This window comes from Ruegeria sp. Ofav3-42, from assembly GCF_022347725.1.
In the GTDB taxonomy this organism is placed as follows: domain Bacteria; phylum Pseudomonadota; class Alphaproteobacteria; order Rhodobacterales; family Rhodobacteraceae; genus Ruegeria.
The window spans coordinates 81,066-103,093 of sequence record NZ_JAKRGB010000014.1 but is presented as its reverse complement, the minus strand read 5'-3'; the positions used below and the strand labels follow the sequence as shown (position 1 = coordinate 103,093).

At 58.5% G+C, this 22,028-nt stretch carries 30 protein-coding genes; 12 read left to right on the top strand and 18 right to left on the bottom strand.

Features of this window, described 5'->3' with window-relative positions:
• Nucleotides 1-29: 29 nt before the first annotated feature.
• Nucleotides 30-785 (top strand): bifunctional 2-polyprenyl-6-hydroxyphenol methylase/3-demethylubiquinol 3-O-methyltransferase UbiG, encoded by a 756-nt coding sequence (gene ubiG, locus MHN28_RS18880; RefSeq protein WP_239344127.1) that lies wholly within the window; start codon nucleotides 30-32, stop codon nucleotides 783-785.
• 21 nt (nucleotides 786-806) lie between these two features.
• Here ubiG and MHN28_RS18875 read toward each other — a convergent pair whose 3' ends face one another.
• From MHN28_RS18875 to MHN28_RS18855, 5 genes are read right to left on the bottom strand one after another with little or no spacing between them, the layout of a single operon-like run.
• Nucleotides 807-1,496: a hypothetical protein gene (locus MHN28_RS18875; RefSeq protein WP_239344126.1), complete on the bottom strand. Its 690-nt coding sequence runs from the start codon at nucleotides 1,494-1,496 to the stop codon at nucleotides 807-809.
• Nucleotides 1,497-1,536: 40 nt separating this feature from the next.
• Entirely contained in the window at nucleotides 1,537-1,977 is a 441-nt protein-coding gene (locus MHN28_RS18870) for a MarR family winged helix-turn-helix transcriptional regulator (protein ID WP_239344125.1), read from the bottom strand.
• 14 nt (nucleotides 1,978-1,991) lie between these two features.
• Nucleotides 1,992-2,822 (bottom strand): carbon-nitrogen hydrolase family protein, encoded by an 831-nt coding sequence (locus MHN28_RS18865; RefSeq protein WP_239344124.1) that lies wholly within the window; start codon nucleotides 2,820-2,822, stop codon nucleotides 1,992-1,994.
• Nucleotides 2,822-3,079, bottom strand: coding sequence for a glutaredoxin 3 (grxC, locus tag MHN28_RS18860; protein WP_239344123.1), 258 nt, complete (start codon nucleotides 3,077-3,079; stop codon nucleotides 2,822-2,824). The genes MHN28_RS18865 and grxC overlap by 1 nt, the downstream gene beginning before the upstream one ends.
• A gap of 37 nt (nucleotides 3,080-3,116) precedes the next feature.
• Complete coding sequence (locus MHN28_RS18855; RefSeq protein WP_239344122.1) at nucleotides 3,117-3,845, bottom strand: ComF family protein; 729 nt, start codon at nucleotides 3,843-3,845, stop codon at nucleotides 3,117-3,119.
• A 16-nt stretch (nucleotides 3,846-3,861) separates the two neighbouring features.
• Between MHN28_RS18855 and MHN28_RS18850 the strand changes: the two genes are divergently transcribed.
• Both MHN28_RS18850 and hemH read left to right on the top strand, forming a co-directional pair.
• Nucleotides 3,862-4,692, top strand: coding sequence for a methyltransferase domain-containing protein (locus MHN28_RS18850; protein ID WP_239344121.1), 831 nt, complete (start codon nucleotides 3,862-3,864; stop codon nucleotides 4,690-4,692).
• Nucleotides 4,693-4,748: 56 nt separating this feature from the next.
• A complete protein-coding gene (gene hemH, locus MHN28_RS18845; protein WP_239344120.1) occupies nucleotides 4,749-5,798 on the top strand; it encodes a ferrochelatase in 1,050 nt (349 codons plus the stop codon).
• Between the two features lie 75 nt (nucleotides 5,799-5,873).
• Here the strand turns inward: hemH and MHN28_RS18840 are convergent, their stop codons facing one another.
• Together MHN28_RS18840 and MHN28_RS18835 are read right to left on the bottom strand one after the other, a co-directional pair.
• Nucleotides 5,874-6,056: a hypothetical protein gene (locus MHN28_RS18840; protein ID WP_170379961.1), complete on the bottom strand. Its 183-nt coding sequence runs from the start codon at nucleotides 6,054-6,056 to the stop codon at nucleotides 5,874-5,876.
• Nucleotides 6,057-6,195: 139 nt separating this feature from the next.
• Nucleotides 6,196-6,795, bottom strand: a complete 600-nt coding sequence (locus MHN28_RS18835) for a L,D-transpeptidase (RefSeq protein WP_239344119.1) — start codon at nucleotides 6,793-6,795, stop codon at nucleotides 6,196-6,198.
• 169 nt (nucleotides 6,796-6,964) lie between these two features.
• Between MHN28_RS18835 and MHN28_RS18830 the strand changes: the two genes are divergently transcribed.
• Nucleotides 6,965-7,480 carry a CAP domain-containing protein gene (locus tag MHN28_RS18830; RefSeq protein WP_239344118.1) on the top strand — a complete coding sequence of 172 codons (516 nt, stop codon included), beginning with the start codon at nucleotides 6,965-6,967 and terminating at the stop codon, nucleotides 7,478-7,480.
• Between the two features lie 66 nt (nucleotides 7,481-7,546).
• Here MHN28_RS18830 and ptsN read toward each other — a convergent pair whose 3' ends face one another.
• The 7 genes from ptsN to MHN28_RS18795 form a co-directional block, all read right to left on the bottom strand.
• On the bottom strand, nucleotides 7,547-8,011 hold the full coding sequence (gene ptsN / locus MHN28_RS18825) for a PTS IIA-like nitrogen regulatory protein PtsN (RefSeq protein ID WP_239344117.1): 465 nt from the start codon (nucleotides 8,009-8,011) through the stop codon (nucleotides 7,547-7,549).
• 60 nt (nucleotides 8,012-8,071) lie between these two features.
• Nucleotides 8,072-8,635 (bottom strand): ribosome hibernation-promoting factor, HPF/YfiA family, encoded by a 564-nt coding sequence (gene hpf / locus MHN28_RS18820; RefSeq protein WP_239344116.1) that lies wholly within the window; start codon nucleotides 8,633-8,635, stop codon nucleotides 8,072-8,074.
• Between the two features lie 253 nt (nucleotides 8,636-8,888).
• Nucleotides 8,889-9,647 carry an LPS export ABC transporter ATP-binding protein gene (gene lptB / locus MHN28_RS18815; RefSeq protein ID WP_239344115.1) on the bottom strand — a complete coding sequence of 253 codons (759 nt, stop codon included), beginning with the start codon at nucleotides 9,645-9,647 and terminating at the stop codon, nucleotides 8,889-8,891.
• Nucleotides 9,647-10,138, bottom strand: a complete 492-nt coding sequence (locus MHN28_RS18810) for an LptA/OstA family protein (protein ID WP_239344114.1) — start codon at nucleotides 10,136-10,138, stop codon at nucleotides 9,647-9,649. Before MHN28_RS18810 ends, lptB begins: the two co-directional genes overlap by 1 nt.
• 3 nt (nucleotides 10,139-10,141) lie before the next feature.
• The gene (locus tag MHN28_RS18805; protein WP_239344113.1) at nucleotides 10,142-10,723 is read right to left on the bottom strand and encodes a hypothetical protein; all 582 of its coding nucleotides are present in this window, start codon (nucleotides 10,721-10,723) and stop codon (nucleotides 10,142-10,144) included.
• A gap of 33 nt (nucleotides 10,724-10,756) precedes the next feature.
• Nucleotides 10,757-11,719: an SIS domain-containing protein gene (locus tag MHN28_RS18800; protein ID WP_239344112.1), complete on the bottom strand. Its 963-nt coding sequence runs from the start codon at nucleotides 11,717-11,719 to the stop codon at nucleotides 10,757-10,759.
• Nucleotides 11,716-12,330 (bottom strand): ribonuclease D, encoded by a 615-nt coding sequence (locus MHN28_RS18795; protein ID WP_239344111.1) that lies wholly within the window; start codon nucleotides 12,328-12,330, stop codon nucleotides 11,716-11,718. The genes MHN28_RS18800 and MHN28_RS18795 overlap by 4 nt, the downstream gene beginning before the upstream one ends.
• Before the next feature lie 133 nt (nucleotides 12,331-12,463).
• Here MHN28_RS18795 and MHN28_RS18790 point away from each other — a divergent pair, with 133 nt between their 5' ends.
• The 8 genes from MHN28_RS18790 to MHN28_RS18755 all read left to right on the top strand — a co-directional run bounded on the left by MHN28_RS18790 (nucleotide 12,464) and on the right by MHN28_RS18755 (nucleotide 19,521).
• Nucleotides 12,464-12,727 carry a metal-sensing transcriptional repressor gene (locus tag MHN28_RS18790; protein WP_239344110.1) on the top strand — a complete coding sequence of 88 codons (264 nt, stop codon included), beginning with the start codon at nucleotides 12,464-12,466 and terminating at the stop codon, nucleotides 12,725-12,727.
• Between the two features lie 3 nt (nucleotides 12,728-12,730).
• On the top strand, nucleotides 12,731-13,963 hold the full coding sequence (locus tag MHN28_RS18785; protein ID WP_304622134.1) for an MFS transporter: 1,233 nt from the start codon (nucleotides 12,731-12,733) through the stop codon (nucleotides 13,961-13,963).
• A gap of 34 nt (nucleotides 13,964-13,997) precedes the next feature.
• On the top strand, nucleotides 13,998-14,426 hold the full coding sequence (locus MHN28_RS18780) for an Lrp/AsnC family transcriptional regulator (RefSeq protein WP_239344109.1): 429 nt from the start codon (nucleotides 13,998-14,000) through the stop codon (nucleotides 14,424-14,426).
• A gap of 73 nt (nucleotides 14,427-14,499) precedes the next feature.
• Nucleotides 14,500-15,186 carry a transglycosylase SLT domain-containing protein gene (locus MHN28_RS18775; protein WP_239344108.1) on the top strand — a complete coding sequence of 229 codons (687 nt, stop codon included), beginning with the start codon at nucleotides 14,500-14,502 and terminating at the stop codon, nucleotides 15,184-15,186.
• Between the two features lie 12 nt (nucleotides 15,187-15,198).
• The gene (flhA, locus tag MHN28_RS18770) at nucleotides 15,199-17,286 is read left to right on the top strand and encodes a flagellar biosynthesis protein FlhA (protein WP_239344107.1); all 2,088 of its coding nucleotides are present in this window, start codon (nucleotides 15,199-15,201) and stop codon (nucleotides 17,284-17,286) included.
• The gene (locus tag MHN28_RS18765; protein ID WP_239344106.1) at nucleotides 17,283-18,056 is read left to right on the top strand and encodes a flagellar biosynthetic protein FliR; all 774 of its coding nucleotides are present in this window, start codon (nucleotides 17,283-17,285) and stop codon (nucleotides 18,054-18,056) included. The genes flhA and MHN28_RS18765 overlap by 4 nt, the downstream gene beginning before the upstream one ends.
• Nucleotides 18,053-19,138 (top strand): flagellar biosynthesis protein FlhB, encoded by a 1,086-nt coding sequence (locus MHN28_RS18760; RefSeq protein WP_239344105.1) that lies wholly within the window; start codon nucleotides 18,053-18,055, stop codon nucleotides 19,136-19,138. The genes MHN28_RS18765 and MHN28_RS18760 overlap by 4 nt, the downstream gene beginning before the upstream one ends.
• Nucleotides 19,138-19,521, top strand: coding sequence for a hypothetical protein (locus MHN28_RS18755; protein ID WP_239344104.1), 384 nt, complete (start codon nucleotides 19,138-19,140; stop codon nucleotides 19,519-19,521). Before MHN28_RS18760 ends, MHN28_RS18755 begins: the two co-directional genes overlap by 1 nt.
• Nucleotides 19,522-19,554: 33 nt before the next feature.
• Here the strand turns inward: MHN28_RS18755 and MHN28_RS18750 are convergent, their stop codons facing one another.
• Genes MHN28_RS18750 through flgG form a run of 4 tightly spaced genes read right to left on the bottom strand, consistent with a single transcriptional unit; the run spans nucleotide 19,555 to nucleotide 22,027 of the window.
• A complete protein-coding gene (locus MHN28_RS18750) occupies nucleotides 19,555-20,085 on the bottom strand; it encodes a flagellar basal body-associated FliL family protein (RefSeq protein WP_239344103.1) in 531 nt (176 codons plus the stop codon).
• 9 nt (nucleotides 20,086-20,094) lie between these two features.
• A complete protein-coding gene (flgH, locus tag MHN28_RS18745; protein ID WP_239344156.1) occupies nucleotides 20,095-20,826 on the bottom strand; it encodes a flagellar basal body L-ring protein FlgH in 732 nt (243 codons plus the stop codon).
• Nucleotides 20,826-21,242 (bottom strand): flagellar basal body P-ring formation chaperone FlgA, encoded by a 417-nt coding sequence (gene flgA, locus MHN28_RS18740; RefSeq protein WP_239344102.1) that lies wholly within the window; start codon nucleotides 21,240-21,242, stop codon nucleotides 20,826-20,828. The genes flgH and flgA overlap by 1 nt, the downstream gene beginning before the upstream one ends.
• Nucleotides 21,242-22,027: a flagellar basal-body rod protein FlgG gene (flgG, locus tag MHN28_RS18735; RefSeq protein ID WP_239344101.1), complete on the bottom strand. Its 786-nt coding sequence runs from the start codon at nucleotides 22,025-22,027 to the stop codon at nucleotides 21,242-21,244. The genes flgA and flgG overlap by 1 nt, the downstream gene beginning before the upstream one ends.
• Between the last annotated feature and the right edge of the window lies 1 nt (nucleotide 22,028).

Sequence of the window (22,028 nt, the reverse complement as noted above, 5' to 3'; positions counted from 1 at the left end):
TAAGCGTAAAAGAGCATACGGAGACAGGAATGCAAGCGCATCCGAACACGGTTGACCCTTCCGAGATCGCAAAATTCGAAGCGATGGCTGCGGAATGGTGGGACCCGCATGGAAAATTCAAACCGCTGCACATGCTCAACCCCTGTCGGCTGGATTATATCACACAGCAGATCGCGGGCGAATTTGATCGCGATTTGAAGGCCGCAAAGCCGTTCGAAGGCCTGCGCCTGTTGGATATCGGCTGCGGCGGCGGGCTGCTGAGCGAACCGATGGCCCGCCTTGGGGCCACAGTGGTCGGAGCCGACGCCGCCGAGGGCAACCTGCCCGTCGCGCGCATCCACGCCGAACAATCGGGGCTGGACATCGACTACCGCCACACCACCGCCGAGGACATGGCCGCCGCAGGCGAACAGTTCGACGTGGTGCTGAACATGGAAGTGGTCGAGCATGTGGCCGATCCGTTGGGTTTCTTGACAGCGTCGCAGCAGTTGCTGAAACCGGGCGGTTTGCTGATCTGTTCCACCATCAACCGCAACCCGAAATCCTATGCGATGGCCATCTTCGGGGCCGAAGTCGTCATGCGCTGGCTGCCGCGCGGCACGCATGAATGGAACAAGTTCATCACCCCGGATGAGCTGTTTGACCTGCTGCGTCACGCCGGGCTGAACCCGGTGGACCGCAAGGGGTTCGTGTTCAACCCGATCCTGTGGAACTGGTCGATCTCGGACCGGGACCTGAGCGTGAATTATGTGACGGCGAGTGTGAAGCCGGGGTGTGATGGGTAACTGCACCCATCATAAAATTGCCTATTTGACAGCCAAACGGTGAAGGTAAAACGCTGATGCAAAACCAGCTTCGTCCAACGCGTGTTTGAGACGCTCATTCAGAAAAACACGACGTGGCACACTGGGGTCACGCCAAATGTCGATCCCGGAAGCAGCATCCGCGTTGCAGACCACATCCCCGGGCTTGGCATCCTTCCATTCAGGAAGCCGGAATAAATCATCCCGATCGGGCCGAGCTCGTCGAAGACCTTTTGACTCTTCGATGTTTAGCGTGCCGGGTTTATTTGCGATCCAAAGGATCGAGTAGTTCTGTTCAATCGGTGTGATCTTGTCTTTTTTAAACAGGTTGACCGGATAAAGCCCTCCTTGCCCCAAGTCGAATTTCTTGAGGACATCGGCTACATCTGATCGAACCGCCAGAATACCAGCCAGATCAATGACAGGAGAATATTTACCGTAATATGGTTCAAAATCATGATCCTCAGGCGCCACACTCTGAAAGAAATTCGGCAAGATATCCTGCTGCTCCAGCGGTGTGCCGAGCCCCTGCCAACGCGCCAGATTGGAGTGATAGCCTGATCCTGGCTGCCACCTGAAGGCCTTGAATCGCTCACTTGGTTCTTCAGGAAAATCGTCAGGAACAAGCGCGTGAAATGGCCTCTGTACGTCAAGTTCAACGGTTATGTCGGAAATCCAAATTTCATCCGTCATCTAATGTCAATTTCCTGTGTAAGCGCCCCGCAGTCACGTCCTACTCCCCCTCCAACTGCAACCGCAAATCCCGCAGCACGGGCAAGGTGCTGCGGACCCGCTCCAGCCCAAGCTCTCCGACCACCTGATTGATCAGCGGCGCGATGGAGGAGATCGCCTGATCCCGCGCCCTCCGGCCAGCCGGGCTGATCGCCACCATTTTGCGGCGGGCGTCGTCCCAATCGGGGCGGATGTGGATGTATCCGGCCCATTCCAGCTTGGCCAGGGTGTTGGTCATCGCGCCTCGGGTCACATGGAACGTATTGGCCAGTTGTGCCGGGCTGCGTTCATCCCCGACGAACACCAGATGGTTCAGCACCGAGAAGTGCGATATTTCCATGCCCTTGGGCAGCACCCGGCTCAGCCGGTTGCGCAATAGCTGGTCTGCGGTCAAAATCTCGCTGAACAGCGTAACCGCGAGGGCATTGGTGTCGTCTGTCATAGTCCGGTTCTGGGTCAGGGCCCGTCGAAGGGCCGCACGTGAGTCAGTGAGGGCACGCGACTGCGCGCCTCTGTCACAGAACTATCATCCAAATCGAAAAAGTGAATGCCCGGATCGGTCCCTGCGTCGATGACGACCTCCCCCCACGGGGCCACAACCATGCTGTGGCCGTAGGTATAGCGTGTTCTTCCTCGGGTTTTTGGATGTTCGCCGGTTTGCGCCGGCGCCAGGACCCAGCAGCCGTTCTCAATCGCGCGCGACCGCAGCAGGGATTCCCAATGCGCCGCACCCGTGACCGGCGAAAAGGCTGACGGGACCGTCAGGATGCGCGCTCCGGCTTGGGCCAAGGCAGAATAGAGGTGCGGGAACCTGACGTCATAGCAGACCGTCATGCCGACTTTGCCGAAATCGGTGTCGGCAATCACAGCCTTGTCGCCGGAGCGATAGTTTTTCGATTCGCGGAAGGTCTCGGATTCGGTGACCTGCACGTCGAACATGTGGATCTTGTCATACCGCGCCACGATCTGCCCCTGCGGATCGATCATGAAGGATCGGTTGGCAAAGCGACCATCCGCGTCATGGGTCTTGATCGCAAGCGACCCGATCAGCAACCATATGCCCAGCGCGGCGGACTGATCCCGCAGGCCCGCCAACGTCTGGTCGTCTTCTTCGTGCTGCAGGACTTCGCGCTGCCGCGTGGTGCTGGTGGACACGCAGTTCGTCACCTCTGGCGTCAGAATGAACTGCGCACCCTCCGAGGCGGCCTCGGCCATCATCCTCCGAACCGTGTTCAGATTTTCGACCGGATCGTCCGACGAGGTGATCTGCAGCAGCGCGGTTTTCATCAGGCCGCGAGCAGGCCGTCCAGCTTGCCCTGGCGCTCCAGCTCATACAGGTCATCACAGCCGCCCACATGCTGCGTGCCGATAAAGATCTGTGGAACGGTTCGTTTGCCACCGGCGCGCTGGATCATCTCGGGCTTGCGCTTGGGGTGCATCAGAACGTCCACTTCCTGAAATTCGACGCCCTTCTGCTTCAGCAGTCGTTTGGCCGCATGACAAAAGCCGCACAGCGGCGAGGTGTAGATTTCTACCGGTTTCATATTCCGTACCTTCGCGTTTCGCATAATCTTGGGCGAATTAGGCATCCTTGGCAACGCGCGCTAGGGTCAACACGAAAATATGATTTGCCCCGGATGCAAGGCAGACACGCGTACAAGCCGCCAAAGTCGCGCCTGAGGTCATTACGTCGTCGACCAGAAGAACATCCCGCCCCTGCATCCGATGTCGCCGCTTTGGATGGGCGACAATCGCATTCTCAAGAGTCTCTACCCGCTCAGCCGCGGTCTTGCCGTCCAGAACCGGCGTCCGCACCAGGCGAAGTAAAAGGTCCGGGCACACCTCAAGCCCAGCCTCTTTCCCCAAATGCTGCGCCAGCAAGGCCGATTGGTTGTATCGGCGTTTCAACAACCGGGACCAGTGCAGCGGCACCGGCGCGATCAGCATGCCCTCCCGGAACAACTCTTGTCCGGCCCGCGCCATCCAGCGCGCGGCGGGGCGGGCCAGTTCGGGCCTGTCACCGTGTTTTAGCGCCAATATCAGCGTCCGCGCCTTGCCGTCGTACAACAGGGCCGACCGTCCATCCCGCCACGGGCGCGGCGCGGCCATGCAATCGTCGCACTCGATCCGATGTCCGTCCGCAGCTCCTGGCAAGGGCACGCCGCAGCTTTCGCAGACGACCCCGCCAATAAAAGGTGTATCCCGCCAACACTTGCCGCAGAGACCGAAATCCGATTCGGTCAGATCCCCGCATCCCAGACAGCGCGGCGGGTAGATCAGCTCGACAGCGGTTTGAATTCGCTGCCACATGCGATAGTTGCGCCCTATGAAACTGCCTGAGTCCAACGCACCCTCATTGTTTGATCGCCCGACGCTTGCCCGGCACCGCGCCCGCGCGCAGGACGACGCTCTGTTCCTGCACCGCGCCGCCGTTGACGAGGTGGAGGATCGGCTCTCCATGGTTAACAAAACCTTTACGGCTCCTGCGATCGTGACCCCGTTTGCGCATATCTGGCGCGATGTGCTACCCGATGCCGAGGTCGTCGCGGATGACGACGTGCTGGCCCTGACCCCGGGCGCGCATGATCTGGTGATCCATGCCATGGCCCTACACTGGGCCAACGATCCCGTCGGGCAACTGATTCAGTGCCACCGTGCGCTGCGGCCCGATGGCTTGCTACTGGCGGTATGTCTGGGCGGCGAAACCCTGCACGAGCTGCGCGCGGCCGTGGGGCAAGCCGAAGTCGAGGTGTCCGGCGGCCTCAGCCCCCGCATCGCTCCCATGGCCGAGCTGCGAGATCTGGGGGGATTGCTGCAAAGAGCGGGTCTTGCCCTGCCAGTGGCGGATTCCGCTCGTCTGACGGCGGAATACCGCGATTTGATCCACTTAATGCATGATTTGCGTGCGATGGGAGAGACCAATAGCCTCTCAGGACGCATGAAGCACCCCACACGGCGGCAAATCTTCGCCCGGGCACAGCAAGTATACGCAGACCATTTCACGACGCCTCAGGGGCGTCTGGCAGCGACTTTCGAACTGATCTGCCTGACGGGTTGGTCTCCGGACGACAGCCAGCAAAAACCGTTGCGTCCCGGATCAGCTCAGGCGCGTCTTGCCGACGCGCTGGGGACAAAAGAAGGCAAACTGTCCAATTGACGAATGGACAATTCCGGTTATCTCAGCCGGAACAGAGAAATCTCAGGAAGCATCAAATGTTTGACGCCACTCGCCCCGATCATGCCCCCGCCGACCACCCCAAGGTCAAAATGGGCCGCGTCGGCATTCTGCTGGCCAATCTCGGCACGCCGGATGACTACAGCTATTGGCCGATGCGCCGCTACCTGAACGAGTTCCTGTCGGATCAGCGCGTGATCGACTATCCCAAGTGGAAATGGCAGCCGATCCTGCAGGGAATCATCCTGACGAAACGCCCGTTCAGCTCAGGCGAGGCGTACAAATCGATCTGGAACCACGACAAGGGCGAAAGCCCGCTGATGACGATCACCAAGGATCAGACGGCAAAGCTGCGGGACGCTATGAAGGAACGCTATGGCGATCAGGTGATGGTTGATTTCTGCATGCGCTACGGCAATCCATCGACCAAATCCAAAGTGCGCGAGATGGTGGCTGCGGGCTGCGACCGCATTCTATTCTTTCCGCTCTATCCACAATACGCGGGCGCAACGACCGCCACGGCAAACGATCAGTTCTTTCGCGCGCTGATGGAGGAAGCCTGGCAACCGGCCGCCCGCACCGTGCCCGCCTATTTCGACGAACCCGCCTATATCGACGCTTTGGCGGGATCTGTTGAAAAAGCCTATGCTGAGATGGAAACCAAACCGGACATTCTGGTCTGCTCCTATCACGGTATGCCTGAGCGGTACCTGCAGCAGGGCGACCCTTATCACTGCCAATGCGCAAAGACGACCCGGCTGTTGAAAGAACGGCTGGGGTGGTCAGACGAGCAGCTGGTCTCGACCTTCCAGTCGCGATTCGGGCCCGAGGAATGGCTGAAACCGTATACGGTCGATCACGTGGCTGATCTGGCGCGGCAGGGAAAGAAAAACATCGCCGTCATCGCACCGGCGTTTTCCGCCGATTGCATCGAAACGCTGGAAGAGATCAACGAAGAGATCAAGGAAAGCTTCGAGGGAGCGGGCGGCGAAACCTTCACCTACACCCCTTGCCTCAATGACGATGATTCGCACATCGCAGCGCTGGGCAAAGTGATTCAGGACAATCTGCGCGGCTGGTTGGATTGACCGGTCCGATCATCCGGACATGAAAAAAGGCGGTGGAGCGATCCACCGCCTTTTCTCTAGATAGTGCTCGTCAAATTAGCTTGCTGCAACAGCTGCGGCAACGACGACCAGCAGGATCAGCGGCAGGATGATGCCCTGCGACGTACCCTGAGTTTCCTCAACAACAACCGGTGCTTCAACAACCGGCTCTTCCAGGTTGCCAGCATATGCGGTCGAAGCAGCAGCAGTCAGTGCAGCGGCGAGAACGAGTTTCTTCATATTAACCTCCAGAATTTGCACGATTCCATATAGCGAAACCGCACACTCAAGACTTACCTCGTGGTTTTTTCTAATCAGCTATCCGGCTGGAATGCAATTGGAACTTAAACCGCAAGCGGGTTCGTGCGCGGAAATGTCGTCAAATTAGCAACACTTGCGTGCCGACCTTCGCCATTGAGAACAGTTCGGCAATGTCCTCGTTAAACAGACCGATACATCCATTTGACGAACGGCGCCCGATTTTGCGCGTATCGTGCGTTCCGTGAATGCGATAATATTTCCAGCTGAGGTACAAAGCGTGTGTTCCCAATGGGTTATCCGGACCCGGCGGAATATAGTCCGGCCATTCGGGATTTCGCTTCTTCATCGACGGCGTGGGGGACCAGCTTGGGCCCTCGACCTTGCGGATGACGCTGGTGCGGCCGCGGCGTGTCAACTCTTCGGTCAGTGGAACTGAAGAAGGATAGAGTTTGTAAACCGATTGGTCGTCAGACCAATAATGCAGCGCCCGCGACACCGTATCGACCAGAATGGCCCCATTTCTTGTGTTCGAAAAGTAAGGCTGCCAGTCGAGCGCTCTGAACCCCGACACATTGCGGCGCACCTCTGGCTCGGGTTCGGGCGCGGGGCGCAGCGGGTCTCCGGGGATGTACTGTGCGATCGCTGGCGACGCCAGCAAGGCAGAGGCACCAGCCAGAAATCCGCGGCGACTTGACGAGGGAATGGTTTTCTTGACCATCACGAGCGGTCCTTTGCTAAAGCTGTCTTGAAATTTTCATGCATTTTATTGCCAGAATGCTTCAATCGCAAATCAAACCGGCAGATTCATGCGAGAATCAGCCATTGCAGGTTTGCCCAAGCCTGCATCGCGCGCTATGCCGTATGTCGACACAATAATCAGGTCGATCATGACGCGTATATTTTCTTTATTGCTCCTTTGCTTTGTTGCGCTGGCTGCATGTACCCCAAGCAGTACTCCGACATACGGGTCGGATGGCCGTCCGCTGCCGACGGTCTACAAGATTCGTGGCAACCCGGAAAAACTGCAGTTCCGCATGCTGGATTCCGTAAATGCGCTGCGCCAGGCGCAGGGATTGCAGGCAGTGCAATTGAATTCTCAACTGAACGCCGCCGCGGCAACACACTCCAAGGACATGGCACGGCAAAACCGCCCCTGGCATTTTGGCTCGGACGGATCGTCACCATTGGACCGCGCACAGCGCGTGGGTTACTACGGGACCTTCCTTGGCGAAGCGATTTCAGAAACCTATGAGACCGAAACCGAGACTTTGGCCGCCTGGATGCAGGAACCCGGCCCCCGCGCCGTAATCTTGGACCCCAAAGCCTCACAGATGGGCTTTGCCTGGCATCAGGAAAACGGCGGGAAAATCTGGTGGACGCTGGAAATGGGCACAGGTGGTTAACTACAGACCACTTCAAACAAAAAAAGCCCCCGAAACTCGGGGGCTTTTTTTGTTGTGTTCGATACGTCAGGCAGCCTGCATGGACTGCGCCTCAGTCAGAATTGCATAGAGCTTGACCGGATCGGGATTGGCACGCAGCTTTGTGCACACGGATGTGTCGCGCAGCGTCCGGGATACCAGCGCCAGGGCCTTGAGGTGATCCACGCCCGCCTCTTCCGGCGCGAAAAGCGCAAATGCAATATCAACGGGCTGCCGGTCTACCGATCCAAAATCAATCGGCTTTTCGAGCATGACAAACACACCAGCAACGGACTCGAGATCAGTCAGCCGGGCGTGCGGTAATGCCACGCCATGCCCAACGCCGGTTGGACCCAGGCTTTCACGTTCCAGCAAACAATCGACGATTGCCTGCGCATCCATACCCAAGGTACCGGCCGCAACATCGCCGATTTCCTGAAACAGCCGCTTCTTACTAGAAGCGGCGGACAATACACGTACTGCTTCGGGCTTTAGAATGCTCGAAAGCTCCATGATCACGCTCCACGGCGATGCCCCCGCCAAAGCAGGGGCGTGCCTTGCTACTCTTGCCTGTTACGGATCGATCCAGCCAATATTCCCGTCCTCGCGACGGTACACGACATTCAATCCGTCCTTGTTCTCATTCCGGAACACCAGCACCGGGGCGCCGGCAAGTTCCATCTGCATTACGGCTTCGCCAACACTCAGCGATGGGATCTTGGTTTCCATCTCAGCCACAATCATGGGCTGCAGCGTGTCGGGTTCGTCAGCCGTTGCCGATTCGTCAGAAGCGAGGATATAAGACGACGCCCCGAAGAGTTCAACAGGCTCAGACCGATCCTTGTGGTGGTCTTTCAGGCGACGTTTATACCGGCGCAGTTGTGTTTCCATCTTATCGCAGCATCCCTCAAACGCCGCGTAAATTTCGGTTGCGTGTGCCTTGGCCTGAGCCGTCAGGCCAGTGGAAAGATGCACTGTTGTTTCGCATACATATTCATGCGCTGAACGGGAAAAGACGACGTTGGCATCCGTAGGACGTTGGGCATATTTGCCCACGACCTCGCCCAGTTCGGTCTGCACGTGAGTCTGCAGTGCCGCACCGATGTCGATCTGTTTTCCGCTGATTTGGTAACGCATGTGATCTCCTTCACAATTCACACCCATTTCTGACGTCACGTAACGCGACGCACTTGTTTTTATCGGGTGGGGGATATCGGCATATCCTGCGGTAGCCGCACCGGTTCCCCTTCCAGGAAGGGGCGTCGTGATCCAGACGGGAACCGAAGAAATGCCATGTGCCAATTGAGGCAAGAGACGACGGAAGAGTCAATCAAAACAGGCGTGTATATACGTGATTTCCGCCATGCACTCGGCGCAAATCTGCGCAAACCTATGAAATACGGAAATTTTCGCCCAGATAGACGCGGCGAACGTTTTCGTTTTCGACCACTTCGTCAGGCGTTCCGGACATCAGGACCTGTCCGTCGTGCAGGATATAGGCGCGATCGACAATTTCCAGCGTTTCCCGGACGTTGTGGTCCGTGATCAGAACACCGATTCCGCGCTTTTTCAGATCTGCGACCAGATGGCGGATATCACCAACGCTGATCGGGTCGACCCCTGCAAACGGTTCATCCAGCAGCAAATACTTCGGGTCGGCCGCCAGACAGCGCGCAATTTCGACCCGACGGCGTTCACCACCCGACAGAGCCAGCGCAGGTGCGCGGCGCAGGTGCTCGATCGAGAAATCGGACAGCAGTTCCTCGAGCCGCTCTTTCCTGCGATGGGCGTGGCTGACCGTTATGTCCAGAACGGCGGCGATGTTGTCCTCGACACTCATGCCGCGAAAAATTGACATCTCCTGCGGCAGATACCCGATCCCCAAACGCGCCCGGCGATACATCGGCAATGTCGTGACGGTCTGCCCGTCAATCGTGACAGTGCCCGCCTCGGGGAACACCAGACCTGCGACGGAATAGAAGGTGGTGGTTTTGCCGGACCCGTTCGGACCCAAAAGCGCAACCACTTCAGACCGGTCCAGCGTCATTGACACGTCGCGGATCACCGTCTTTTTGCGATAAGACTTGCGGAGTTTTTCGATTTTGAGGCCGGAGGCGCCTTCAGCCACAGTCAGATCTGGCTGGGCCATCAGTTGGCCCCCTGTTGCAGGATGGTCTTTACGTTGCCCGTCATCGTCGCTTTACCCGTGGTCAGGTTGGCGTTCATCTGGTCGCCAGCGATCGTGCTTGGCCCCTGCAACAGCAGAACGTTACCCTTCATGACGATCTCGCCCGAGTCGATGGTGTATTCCGCCCAATCACCTTCGGCCGCATCCGGAGGGCTAACCAGGACGACGTCCTCGGTCGCTTCCATCCGCTCAATGCCCGAACGTTCTTCGTTGTAGATGACAAGCACGCGTTCCGCGGTCAGGCGCATTTCGCCCTGAATCACGATCACGTTGCCCAGAAACTCGGCCGAGCCATCTTCCTGATTTACGTTCAGCTTTTCCGACGTCACCTCGACCGGCAGGCTGGGATCAGCATTCGCTGAGCCGAACGCGACCTGTGTTTCTTGCGCGGACGCAGAGATCGCACCGGTTACCAGAGCACAGCTTACAAGGGCTAAACGAAAATAGAACACAGGTTATCTTTCTGCTTTTTGTGGCTCATACACCAACTTCACGCCGTCTGTAAAAATAATATGGACCGGACCGTCTTTTTTTTCCGTTCCAAATGTCATTTTGCCCGCAGTAAAATCACCGATAATACCGGTTCCGTCGACCTGACCTGGCGTGTCACCACGAATTTCGTCCAGCGCAGTGTTCAACAGATCGGTCGTAACGACGATACCGTCCGTTGTTGTTATAACCACATCACCTACAAAGGTAGCCGTATTCTTGTCGGGACGGATCATTCCCGAGTTGGAATCCAGCGTAATCACGCCGCCGCTCAACAGGCCCAGACGGCCGCGAAACTCGGCGGCGGTGGGCGCTTCGCCCCCGGTACCCTGGGTGGCCCTGGTGGCTTCGATCTGAACGTCTTCGCCCTTTCGGGTGGTGCCGCGGTAGTCGGGCTGCGTCACGATCTGATCGGCCAGCCGTTCATCGATGTCCTTCTGCGTAAAAGGAACGCTCACGTTGGTTTCGATACTGCGCGACAGAAGGAACACGGTAGACAGCATCGCGATGGCCACCAGCGGCAGCAGCACCTTGAAGAATTGCACCATGCGTGAGTGACTGTCCACAGGATCGCCCTCCGCCTAACCCAGCCCGACGCGCAGGCAGTCGTGGATGTGCAACAGCCCTTCGGCCGGGCCCTGCGTCTCGGGATCGACCACGAACAGCGAGGTGATCTTGCGATCGTTCATAATCGCCACTGCCTCTTCCGCCATTGCGTTCGGGGCAATGGTCAGCGGGTCGGTGGTCATGACCTCCTTGGCCGTTTTGTCCAGAAGCCCATCCATGTTCCGGCGCAAGTCGCCGTCCGTTACGATCCCCACCAGACGGCCGGTTTCATCGGTTACACCGACGACGCCAAAACTTTTCCGGCTCATGACCAGCAGCGCCTCGCTCATCGGGGTTCCAACGGGCACCAGCGGTAGATCGGAGTGCATCAGATCACGCACCGTGGAAAGCTGCGCACCCAGCTTGCCGCCGGGATGGAAAGCGCGGAAGTCCTCGGGTTGGAAATCACGGTACTTCATCAGCGCAATTGCCAGCGCATCGCCCATAGCCAGCGTCAGGGTAGTAGAAATCGACGGTACCATGCCAAAACCACAGGCCTCGCCCATCGAAGGGATCAGCAGGTGAACATCCGCCTGTTTCATCAACGTGCTTTCCGGCTTGCTGGACAGCCCGATCAGCGGAATGCTGAACCTGCGGGTGAAAGCCAGAAGATTGGCCAGCTCCGGCGCTTCGCCCGAATTGGAAATGGCCAGAACCACATCGCCCTTCGACACCATGCCCAGATCACCGTGACTGGCCTCGGCCGGGTGAACGAAATACGCAGGCGTTCCGGTACTGGCCAGAGTGGCCGCGATCTTGTGGCCGATATGGCCAGACTTGCCGATACCACTGATGATGATGCGGCCCGGTGCCTGCAGGATCAACTGAACGGCCTCGGCAAAGTGTTCGTCCAGGCTTTCGGCCAGAACGTCCAGCGCGCGGGCTTCATCGGTGACGACCTGTCGGGCGGTTCTCAGGAATGCTTCGGTATCGGTCATGAGTGCGCAAAGATATCCGTTTCGGGCCAACCGGCGAGATCCAGTTTCGCACGCATCGGCAGGAAGTCAAAACAGGCCTGCGCCATCTCGGTGCGGCCTTCACGGGCTAGACGCCCGTCCAGCGCATCCCGTAGCTGGTGCAGGTACAGAACGTCAGAGGCTGCGTAATCCAGTTGGGCGTCGGTCAGGGTCTCTGCGCCCCAGTCGCTCATCTGTTGCTGCTTTGAGATATCGACGCCGATCAGCTCCTGACACAGGTTCTTCAGCCCGTGGCGATCGGTATAAGTACGCACCAGGCGGCTTGCGATCTTGGTGCAATAGACCGGGGCGGCCAGCGCACCAAACGCATGATACATCGCGGCAATGTCGAACCTGCCAAAGTGGAACAGCTTCAGCACGTCAGGGTTTTCCAGCATGGCGCACAGGTTCGGAGCCTCGGTCTGCCCTTTTTCCACCTGAACGATATGGCTGTTACCGTCACCGCCAGACATCTGGATCACGCAGAGCCGATCGCGATGCGGGTTCAGACCCATGGTTTCACAGTCAATGGCCACAACAGGGCCCAGATCCAACCCGTCCGGCAGGTCGTTTTTATAGAGATGGTTCGCCACGAGGCTTGTCCTTTGTCGGTATCGCCTTCGAGATAGGGGGTTTGGCCCGCAAACTCAACGGCATCAATGCGTTTGCGACATGACGATACAATTCACGTTGATTTTATCCCCATGGGGGGGATAGGGATATGACATGACACAACACAAACATGCATCCCACCCACAGATCACGGCGCGCCTCAAAAGAGCGCACGGGCATCTGGCCAAGGTCATCGCCATGCTTGAGGACCAGGCACCCTGCACCGACACAGCGCAGCAGCTTTTCGCCGTGGAAAAGGCGATCACCAACGCCAAACGGGTCTTGATACATGACCATATCGATCACTGCCTGTCGCCAGCGGACGACAACAATGAGCCAGACGTGGACGATTTCAAAGCCATCACGAAGTACCTGTGACCGATGCTGAGCGTCCTGAAGAACCGCGTCTATCGCCATTTGCTGGCAGCGCAAGTCGTTGCCCTTACAGGAACCGGGCTGGCTACGGTTGCATTGGGATTGCTTGCGTTTGATCTGGCCGGTGACGCGGCGGGGATGGTTCTGGGAACGGCCCTGACCATCAAGATGGTGGCCTATGTGGTCATCGCCCCGCTGGCGGCGGCGTTTGCCGAGCGGTTGGATCGGCGCAAAATGCTGGTCGTTCTGGACCTCGTGCGGGCGGCGGTTGCCGTTTGCCTGCCATTCGTGACCGAAGTCTGGCAGATTTATGTGCTGATCTTCGTTCTGCAATCGGCCTCTGCCGGTTTCACGCCGGCCTTTCAGGCAACGATTCCGGATGTTCTGACGGATGAACAGGACTACACCAAAGCATTGTCCCTGTCGCGGCTGGCCTATGATCTGGAAAGCTTGATCAGCCCTGCTCTCGCTGCAGCGCTTCTGGTGTTTATAAGCTTTGACAGCCTGTTCTGGGGAACGAGCCTAGGCTTTGCGGCGTCGGCACTTCTGGTGGTGTCGGTGGCCCTGCCATCACCCAAGCCGACAGAGCGAAGGGGAATCTACGACCGGACAACGCGCGGCATCCGAATTTATCTGGTTACAAAACGTCTTCGAGGACTGTTGGCCCTTAGTTGGACGGCTGCTGCGATCAGCTCGATGGTTATCGTCAACACCGTCGTCATCGTTCGCGCCGATCTTGGATTGTCGGAAAGCGCTGTGGCTGTTGCTCTGGCCGGGTACGGAGGTGGGTCGATGCTGGCGGCCTTTGCCTTGCCATCACTTCTGAACAGTTTCGAAGACCGAAGCGTTATGCTGGCCGGCGCGACGTTCGGGACGGTTACGATGGCACTTGCGGCGGGGTTGTTCGCCACTATCCCGATGACCTTGTGGGGGCTCGCAATATTATGGGCCGGCGCGGGGTTCGGTTATTCGGCCACCCTGACACCTTCCGGTCGTTTGCTGACGCGCACAGCCCGCCCCGAGGACCGACCCGCGGTTTTTGCAGCCCAATTTACCCTGTCCCATGCCTGCTGGTTGGTGCTGTACCCGCTGGCCGGGTGGCTCATGACGACGCAGGGCACCGAGCTGGCATTGACCTGGATGACTGTCGCAGCCCTTTTGGGGATTGGCGTTGCGCCCCTGACTTGGCCGCGCTCTACGCAGAAAACCGTGCCGGACGAACACACTGACAAACCTTGAGCTTCCCGAGGGCTTTGCACTACACCTTGACCTCATGGATCAGCTCGACCGCCGCATCATTTCGGCCCTGCAACATAACGCCCGCGAGTCCACGACCAAGATCGCGGCAAAGCTGGGCGTGGCCCGGACCACCGTGCATGAACGTATTCAACGGATGGAAGAACGTGGCGCGATTGCCGGATATTCGGTGATTCTGAACGCCCCCGAAGATGCCCCACGCGTTCAGGTCGTTGTCCTGCTGGAGGTTCAACAGAAAGAGACGACACGCATCATCAAGCGGCTGGAGGCTTACCCCGAGGTCAAACTTTGCCTGTCCATCAATGGCGAGTTCGACCTGCTCTTGTCCGCCGAAGCCCCGAGGATCGAGGATCTGGACATTCTGGTCGACGATTTGGCCAAAATACCCGGCGTACTGCGCACAAATACCAGCGTCGTCTTCGGCCGCCGGATCGACCGAAACTGAACCGGCAATAACCCTCTGTAAACCTTGGCGCGGCTAGCTTGGCCCGGACTGATCAGAATCCCGGACCGGCAGAATGCCAAATCGAACGATCTTAGGACTGACCCTGGCAGCGTTGTTGATTGCGCAACAGGGTTTCGCCATGTCCGATGCACGAGTAGCCAGCGTGTGCGACCAAGCCGCCCAGCGCGCGGCCCGGTCAGAAGGCGTGCCGCTGGATGTGATGCGAGCAATCACCCGTGTTGAAACAGGCCGCACGGTGGACGGTGCGCTGCAGCCCTGGCCCTGGACGATCAATGTCGAAGGCAAGGGCTTTTGGTTCGCCTCGGAATTCGAAGCGAAGTCCTATGTGTTCAACATCTTCAAAGCAGGCAAACGCAGCTTTGATGTTGGCTGTTTTCAGATCAATTACCGCTGGCATGGCAAGGCGTTCCGTTCAATTGACGCCATGTTCAACCCTGATGAAAATGCCACATACGCGGCGCGGTTCCTGAAAAAGCTGTATACGGAATTGGGGTCATGGCCCGCCGCCGCCGGTGCGTATCACTCGCGTACGCCTGCTCTGGCAAACGCCTATATGGGGCGGTTTAAAACCATTTTGGCGCGGCTGGACCACCAAACCCCAACCGCATTGGCCGGGCGTGATCCTTTCACTGGTGCCGCAAGCCCGCTGATCCCGCCGCAAACGCCCGGCAGTAACGGCGCGATGGGCTCTCTTGTGCCAGTGGCCGGTCCCTCCACCGCCTTTATCTCATTCAACTAGGAGCCCCCTTGCGTGCCAAAGATCGACGCCCGTTCCCTGTTCTCTCCGACCGTGCTGTTGGCGCTGGCCCTGATGACGGTCATCGTGATGATGATCCTGCCGATGCCCGCCTGGGTACTGGATGTTGGCTTGTCGGCCTCATTCGCACTGGCAATCCTGATCTTCACGCTGACCCTGTTCATCGAACGTCCGCTCGATTTTTCGTCCTTCCCGACGATCCTGCTGGCCTCGCTGATGTTGCGGCTGTCTCTGAACGTGTCCTCAACAAAGCTGATCATCGGTCAGGGACACACCGGCCCCAACGCCGCAGGCGACGTGATCGAAGGGTTCGCGAATTTCGTCATGGGCGGCAGCATCTTTCTAGGGCTGGTCGTGTTTGGAGTTTTGCTGATCGTGAACTTCATGGTCATCACCAAAGGCGCCGCGCGCATGGCCGAGGTTGGCGCGCGCTTTGCGCTTGATGGCATGCCCGGCAAACAGCTGGCCATCGACAGCGACATGTCCGCCGGGGCCATCGACCACCAGCAGGCCAAGGAACGGCGCGAACGCGAACAGCAGGAAACGACGTTTTTCGGATCACTCGACGGTGCGTCGAAATTCGTCAAAGGCGATGCGGTTGCCGGGCTGCTGATCACGCTGCTGAACCTTGTGATGGGCTTGATCATGGGCGTGATCGTGCACGGTATGCCCGTTTCTTCGGCCTTTGAGACCTATGCCATCCTGACCGTCGGCGACGGGCTGGTGTCGCAGATTCCGGCCGTGATCATCTCGATCGCCTCGGCGCTTTTGTTGGCGCGAGGCGGGACGCAGGGCGCAACGGACAACGCAATTTTCTCCCAACTGGGCCGGCACCCGGCTGCTCTGGGAACGGTAGCGGTATTGATGGTGCTGTTTGCACTGGTGCCCGGTCTGCCATTTCTGCCTTTTATCCTTGGTGCGGGTGTTCTGGGTTACTCGGCTTACGCTGTGCATCGGAAACAAAAGGCCGAGACCGAAGCTGAACAGACCTCAACACCCGAAAATGAAGCCCCTGTTTCCCAGGCAATCGGAGACATTCTGGATCTGGATGATGTTCATCTGGAATTCGCCCCGGACCTGGTTAGCATGGTCCTCAACCCCGGCACCGGGCTGGATGCGCGGATTGCGAATATGCGGACCTATGTGGCCTCAAGCTTTGGTCTCATCCTGCCAGACATACGCCTGACCGACCGCGCGGAACTGCCACTGGGAACCTATGTGATTAAGGTGCAGGGCGTCGAACAGGCGCGCGGTGTGCTGAACCCCGATCTGGTGCTTGCGCTGGTTCAGGATGGCCATGATTTGCTGCCCGAAGGCAATGACGTGACCGAACCAGTCTATGGTGCGCCCGCCCGTTGGATTCTGCCAAAGGATCAGGAGGCCGCGGTGCTGAGCGGGGCAACGATTGTGTCACCGCCGGAGATATTGGCGACGCATCTGCTGGAGATAATAAAGCAGAACTTCGCCCGGCTTCTGACGCTGAAATCTCTGCGCCGCCTGCTGTCCGAGATGACCCGACTCAGCGATCCCGCCCGGGCCGAAGCCAACCGCAAACTGCTGGATGAGTTGATCCCCGACAAGGTTCCGATCGACACTCTACATTCCGTGCTGCGCCTGTTGCTCGAGGAAAAAGTCTCGATCCGCAACATGGCTCTGATCCTGGAAAGCGTGGCCGAAGCGCGCCTGACAACAACCCAACCCGAGGGGATTTGCGAACTGGTCCGGCAAAAGCTGGGATTCCAGCTTGTCGCCGATATGAAACGCGGCGATGGGTCCATCCCCTTGATCCAGCTTGCGCCCGAGTGGGAGGAAACCTTTGCCTCATATCAGATCGACGCGCCCGGCGCTGGTCTGGATGTCGCGCTGCCGCCGAACCTGTTCAACAAACTTGCGGATGGTGTCGTTGACTCTGTGACCCAATCCGCCGATCACGGGCTGTTCCCAGCCGTCGTGACGTCGACGCGCCGGCGCCGACTGCTGCGCACGATCATGCAGGCACGGGGCGTGTCGAACCCCGTTCTGTCCTTCGAGGAAATAGGGTTAGAGGCACGCCCCGCGCTGGTTGGAACGGTGCCCGCGTGATCGGCCTGTCCCCCGCCTTGCTGCCGCAGCTCGGGGACGGTTTGTGGCATGTTTTTGCTGTTTTCCTACGCGTGTCGGCCATGGTGTCCCTATTGCCCGCATTCGGGGAACGCAGCATTCCAGCCCGGGTGAAACTTGGAATTGCTGTCGCGTTCACCCTCGTGATCACGCCCGCCGTCCAGGCCCCCAACTCTGATCCCGCGTTTCTGGCCTTGGTTCGTATGATCGGAACCGAGGTTCTGGTCGGAATCGCACTTGGCATGGGGCTGCGCCTGTTTGTGCTGGCATTGCAAACAGCGGGTTCCATTGCAGCGCAGTCAACGTCCCTGTCGCAAATCCTCGGCGGCGCAGCGGCCGACCCAGTCCCGGCGATGGGGTATTTGTTGACCCTTGCAGGTCTTGCACTTGCCGTTTTGCTGGGCCTGCACATCCGGGTCGCCCAGTTTCTGATCCACAGTTACACCTTGTTTCCAATGGGCGTTGCCGCGCAGGCACCGGATTTGTCGCAATGGGGCGCGCACCAAATCGCGCGCAGTTTCAGTCTGGCCTTCGGCCTCGCCATGCCCTTCGTCATCGCATCGCTGATCTACAATCTTGCGCTTGGGGTCATCAACCGGGCGATGCCTCAGCTGATGGTGGCCTTTGTCGGTGCCCCGGCGATCACCTTCGCCGGTCTGTTTCTGCTTTTTGCCGGTGCGCCTTTGATCCTGTCGGTGTGGTCCGACGCATTGTTCGCCTTCTTCCTGAATCCGCTTGAGGCCACCAGATGAGCGGGCAGGACGATGACAGTGACAAGTCTTTTGAGCCCACGCCGCAAAAGCTTCAGAAAGCGCGGAAAAAAGGCGAGGTCGCCAAGTCAAACGACCTTTCGGTTGTCGCAGCTTACGTCGGGCTGCTGATCGCGCTGCTGGCAGCAGGTCAGTTCGCAGTACAGCGCATGGGGTCCATGTTTGTCGTTTTCATCGATCAGTCGGATGAGTTCGCCCGGTTGCTAACCACTGGCCCGGCGTCCGGCCCTGTGGGCGGGATGCTCCGGTCGGCCTTAACGTCTGCTTCCATCCTGTTTGCTCTGCCCGCCGCAGCCGTTCTGCTCAGCCTCATTGCGCAGCGCGCGCTTGTTTTCGCGCCCAGCAAACTGCAGCCCAAATTGTCGCGCATTTCGATCCCGTCCAACGCCAAGAACAAGTTCGGGCGCAGCGGCTTGTTTGAGTTCGCGAAAAGTTTCTCAAAGCTGGTGATTTACTGTACCTGTCTTGGCCTGTTCCTGCGCGCCAACCTCAGCGAAATACTCTCCGCCAGCGCCGCACCGGCGCGGTCTTCGGTCATGCTGATGATGAACCTTCTGTTTCGCTTTTTTTTCATCGTCATTGCGGTCGCGCTGGCCATCGGCGTGGTCGATTACGTTTGGCAATACGCCGAACACATGCGCAAGAACCGCATGTCGCGCAAAGAAATTCAGGATGAGACAAAAGATGCCGAGGGCGACCCGCATGTGAAACAGCAGCGTCGCCAACGTGCACAGGAAATTGCGACCAATCAGATGATGACGGATGTGCCACAGGCTGACGTGGTCATAGTAAATCCAACCCATTTTGCCGTCGCCTTGAAGTGGTCCAGAACAGCCGGATCTGCGCCGGTCTGCGTCGCCAAGGGGGTGGATGAAGTTGCTGCGGCAATTCGTGAGACCGCAGGACAGGCGGGGGTTCCGATCCACTCGGACCCGCCGACGGCGCGCGCGCTGCACGCAACTGTAGAAATCGGTCAGGAGATTTCAGAAGAGCATTACCGCCCCGTGGCAGCGGCGATCCGGTTCGCAGAGGCGATGCGCAAACGGGCGAAGGAGAAAATTTGATGAAGTGCAAACAGATATCGGATCTGGAAAAGGTCACCGAAGCCGCGTTTCAGCGGGAATACCAGTCCCTGTGCCCAGTTCTGGACGCCGAGGCGCGTGTTCAACACCAGTTGGCCTGTCTCGACGCACAGGTGCAACAGTCTCGGCAAGAGATCGATCTCGCCGAAGGGTATCGTGTCACTGGCACGGATGTACTCTGGAACGGTTGGGAATCTGCGGCCCGACGGCAGTTGAACGTCCAACTCGCCCGCCTTCGGGCGCAAAAACTGGCGGCCCTGGAAGATTTGCGCATCGCATTCGGGCGCAAGCAGGCCGTGGCAAGCCTGGTTGAAAAAAGTAAAGCGGCGCGACGACCTGGGATTGGTAACGGTCCAAAAATCTAAGCAAGACCAGCGCGAAGCAAACCGTTCAATGCGTCAGGTATCCTGACGGCTGACACTCATAATCAGAACCTTTGAAACGTCGTCGCCCAAGTCCTTGCGGGCCTCGCCCAACAGAGCCTTGCGGAGTACGTCAAGATTATCGGATTGGGTGAAGTTGCCGTCAAACCCGCCAGTATTGGCGTGGTCGAACAACACCTGCAGAAAACGGTCCCGCAACTTGGGCTCGACGGCGTAGAGTGACTCGGTCATTCCCGGTGTGACCTCAAGGCTGAGGGACATGGTGACCAGGGCGGCAATTCGGTCCGATTCCACGACCGGAATCACGAATTGCTTTGTCAGCTTCAGATACTCATACGCGCCCGATCCTTCCTTTTTATCCCCCTTACCAGCTTTTAGGGGCTCAGATTTGGAGGCTTTTTCCTCGGATTTTTTTCCTTTGGGGTCCGAGGTCGTTTTGTCGCCAGCTTCTGCTTCTTTCGCGGAAGGGGCCAGGATGAGGCCCGTCGCGATTCCACCTCCAAGGCCCAGCAACAGAAAGATAAACGGGATCAGTTTCTTTATCATGGTTACACCTCAGAACGGCAAAACTGAATCCAGGATTTGCTGCCCATATCGGGGCTGTTGAACATCGGTGATCTGCCCACGGCCGCCGTATGACACACGCGCCGAAGCAATCTTGTCGTAGGTGATCTCATTCTGGCGCGAGATATCCTGTGGGCGCACATAACCAGCGACCAAAAGCTCGCGGAGTTCAAAATTGACCCGCAGTTCCTGCGAACCCGAGATCGAAAGCACACCGTTCGGCAGCACATCAATCACAGTTGCGGCAACCCGCAATGTCAGCTTTTCTTTCCGCTTCACCGACCCCTTGCCCTTGCTGGTCGATGCGGAATCAATCGACACGGCTTCGTCCAGAGATGCACCATCCGGCAACTTCTCCGCCGCGCGCTGCGGCAAACCAAATAGCCCTGGCACCTCAAGGCTTTCTGATCCGCTGCGGGATCGGTTGGTGTCGTTTGAAATTTCGGCCTTTTCATCCAGCTCAATCACGACCGTCAGGATATCACCCTTCTTGATCGCCCGCTGATCGCCCAGCAAGGACTGTTGGCCGCCGCTCCAAAGCGAGGATCTGTCGACGTTGCGCTGAGGCTGGGTATGCAGCGGCAGCCCCGGCCAGAGCATCGCCACATGTTCCGGAGATTCCTCGTTCGGCGTAAAGCTTGGCGGTTTTCCGAGATGATCCATCCGACCACAGCCCGAAACGGCCAAGGCGGCAATCAACAGAGATTTCGAAAGTGCTGACATCATTTTACCTCGATCTGGCCGTCGGAGCGTATGAAACCGGTAACGGTCGTGCGGGACGAAAGATTCATGACACGGATGCGGTCCCCGGCCGCGCCACGCCCCAGCGCGCGACCCTCTGCCGTGATGGACAACGGGCTGCGGTCAAAGACCAACACGACAAGGTCGTTGCGATCCACAATTGCCGGCGGGCCGACATCGCCCTCACGAATGGGACGCCCCGGATACAGCGCTATGCGCGCTTCCTGCCCGATCAGGAATTCCGGATTGGACACCGCGTAGGGCACGACCTGATCCTTGGTTTGCAGATCCGCAGCCGAGATGATCTCTTTGGCCCGAATGGTGCGTTTCGAAACAACGATTTCAGCCTGAGTGGATATAGGTGCCGTCAGGGCCAGAATGACGTAGAAAACCCGCATCAGCGCACCTGCGTTGTTGCGCCCATCATCTGATCGACGGCTGATATGACCTTGGCATTCATTTCATACCCGCGCTGCGCCTCGATCAGTTCGGTTACCTCGCGCACGGCATCAACCGAGCTGTCCTCGAGATATCCCTGCCGCAGTGTGCCCATCCCGTCCTCTCCCGGCGCGCCGACCACGGGGGCGCCCGAGGCCTCGGTTTCCTTGAACAGGTTGCTGCCAATTGCTTCGAGCCCTTTGGCGTTGGAAAAACTGGCCAGTGTGAACTCACCCAACAATTGGCCTTCCGGCGCGTCATCGAAATAGGCGTAAACTTCACCTGAGGCATTGATTGAAATCGACCGCGCGTCGTCGGGAATGGTGATCTCGGGGGCGACGGCAAACCCGTCTGAGGTTACAATTAACCCCTCGGCGGATCGCTTCAGGCTGCCGTCGCGCGTATAGCCGGACTGGCCGTTGGGCAGCGTCACTTCCAGATACCCGCGCCCTTCGATCGCGACGTCCAGATCACTGCCGGTAGCCGAGAGCGCGCCCTGCGATAGTTGCACAGTCACCGCTGCCGGGCGGACGCCCAGCCCAAGCTGGATACCGGTTGGCAGAACCGTTCCGTCATTGGCGTTCACTGCCCCTGCGCGCGCCACCTGCTGATAGTGCAGATCCGCAAACTCTGCCCGCCGCGCGTTAAACCCGGTCGTGTTCATATTCGCCAGGTTGTTCGAGATCGTCTCGACCCGCATTTGCTGCGCCGTCATGCCTGTAGCCGCAATTTTCAAAGCCCGCATA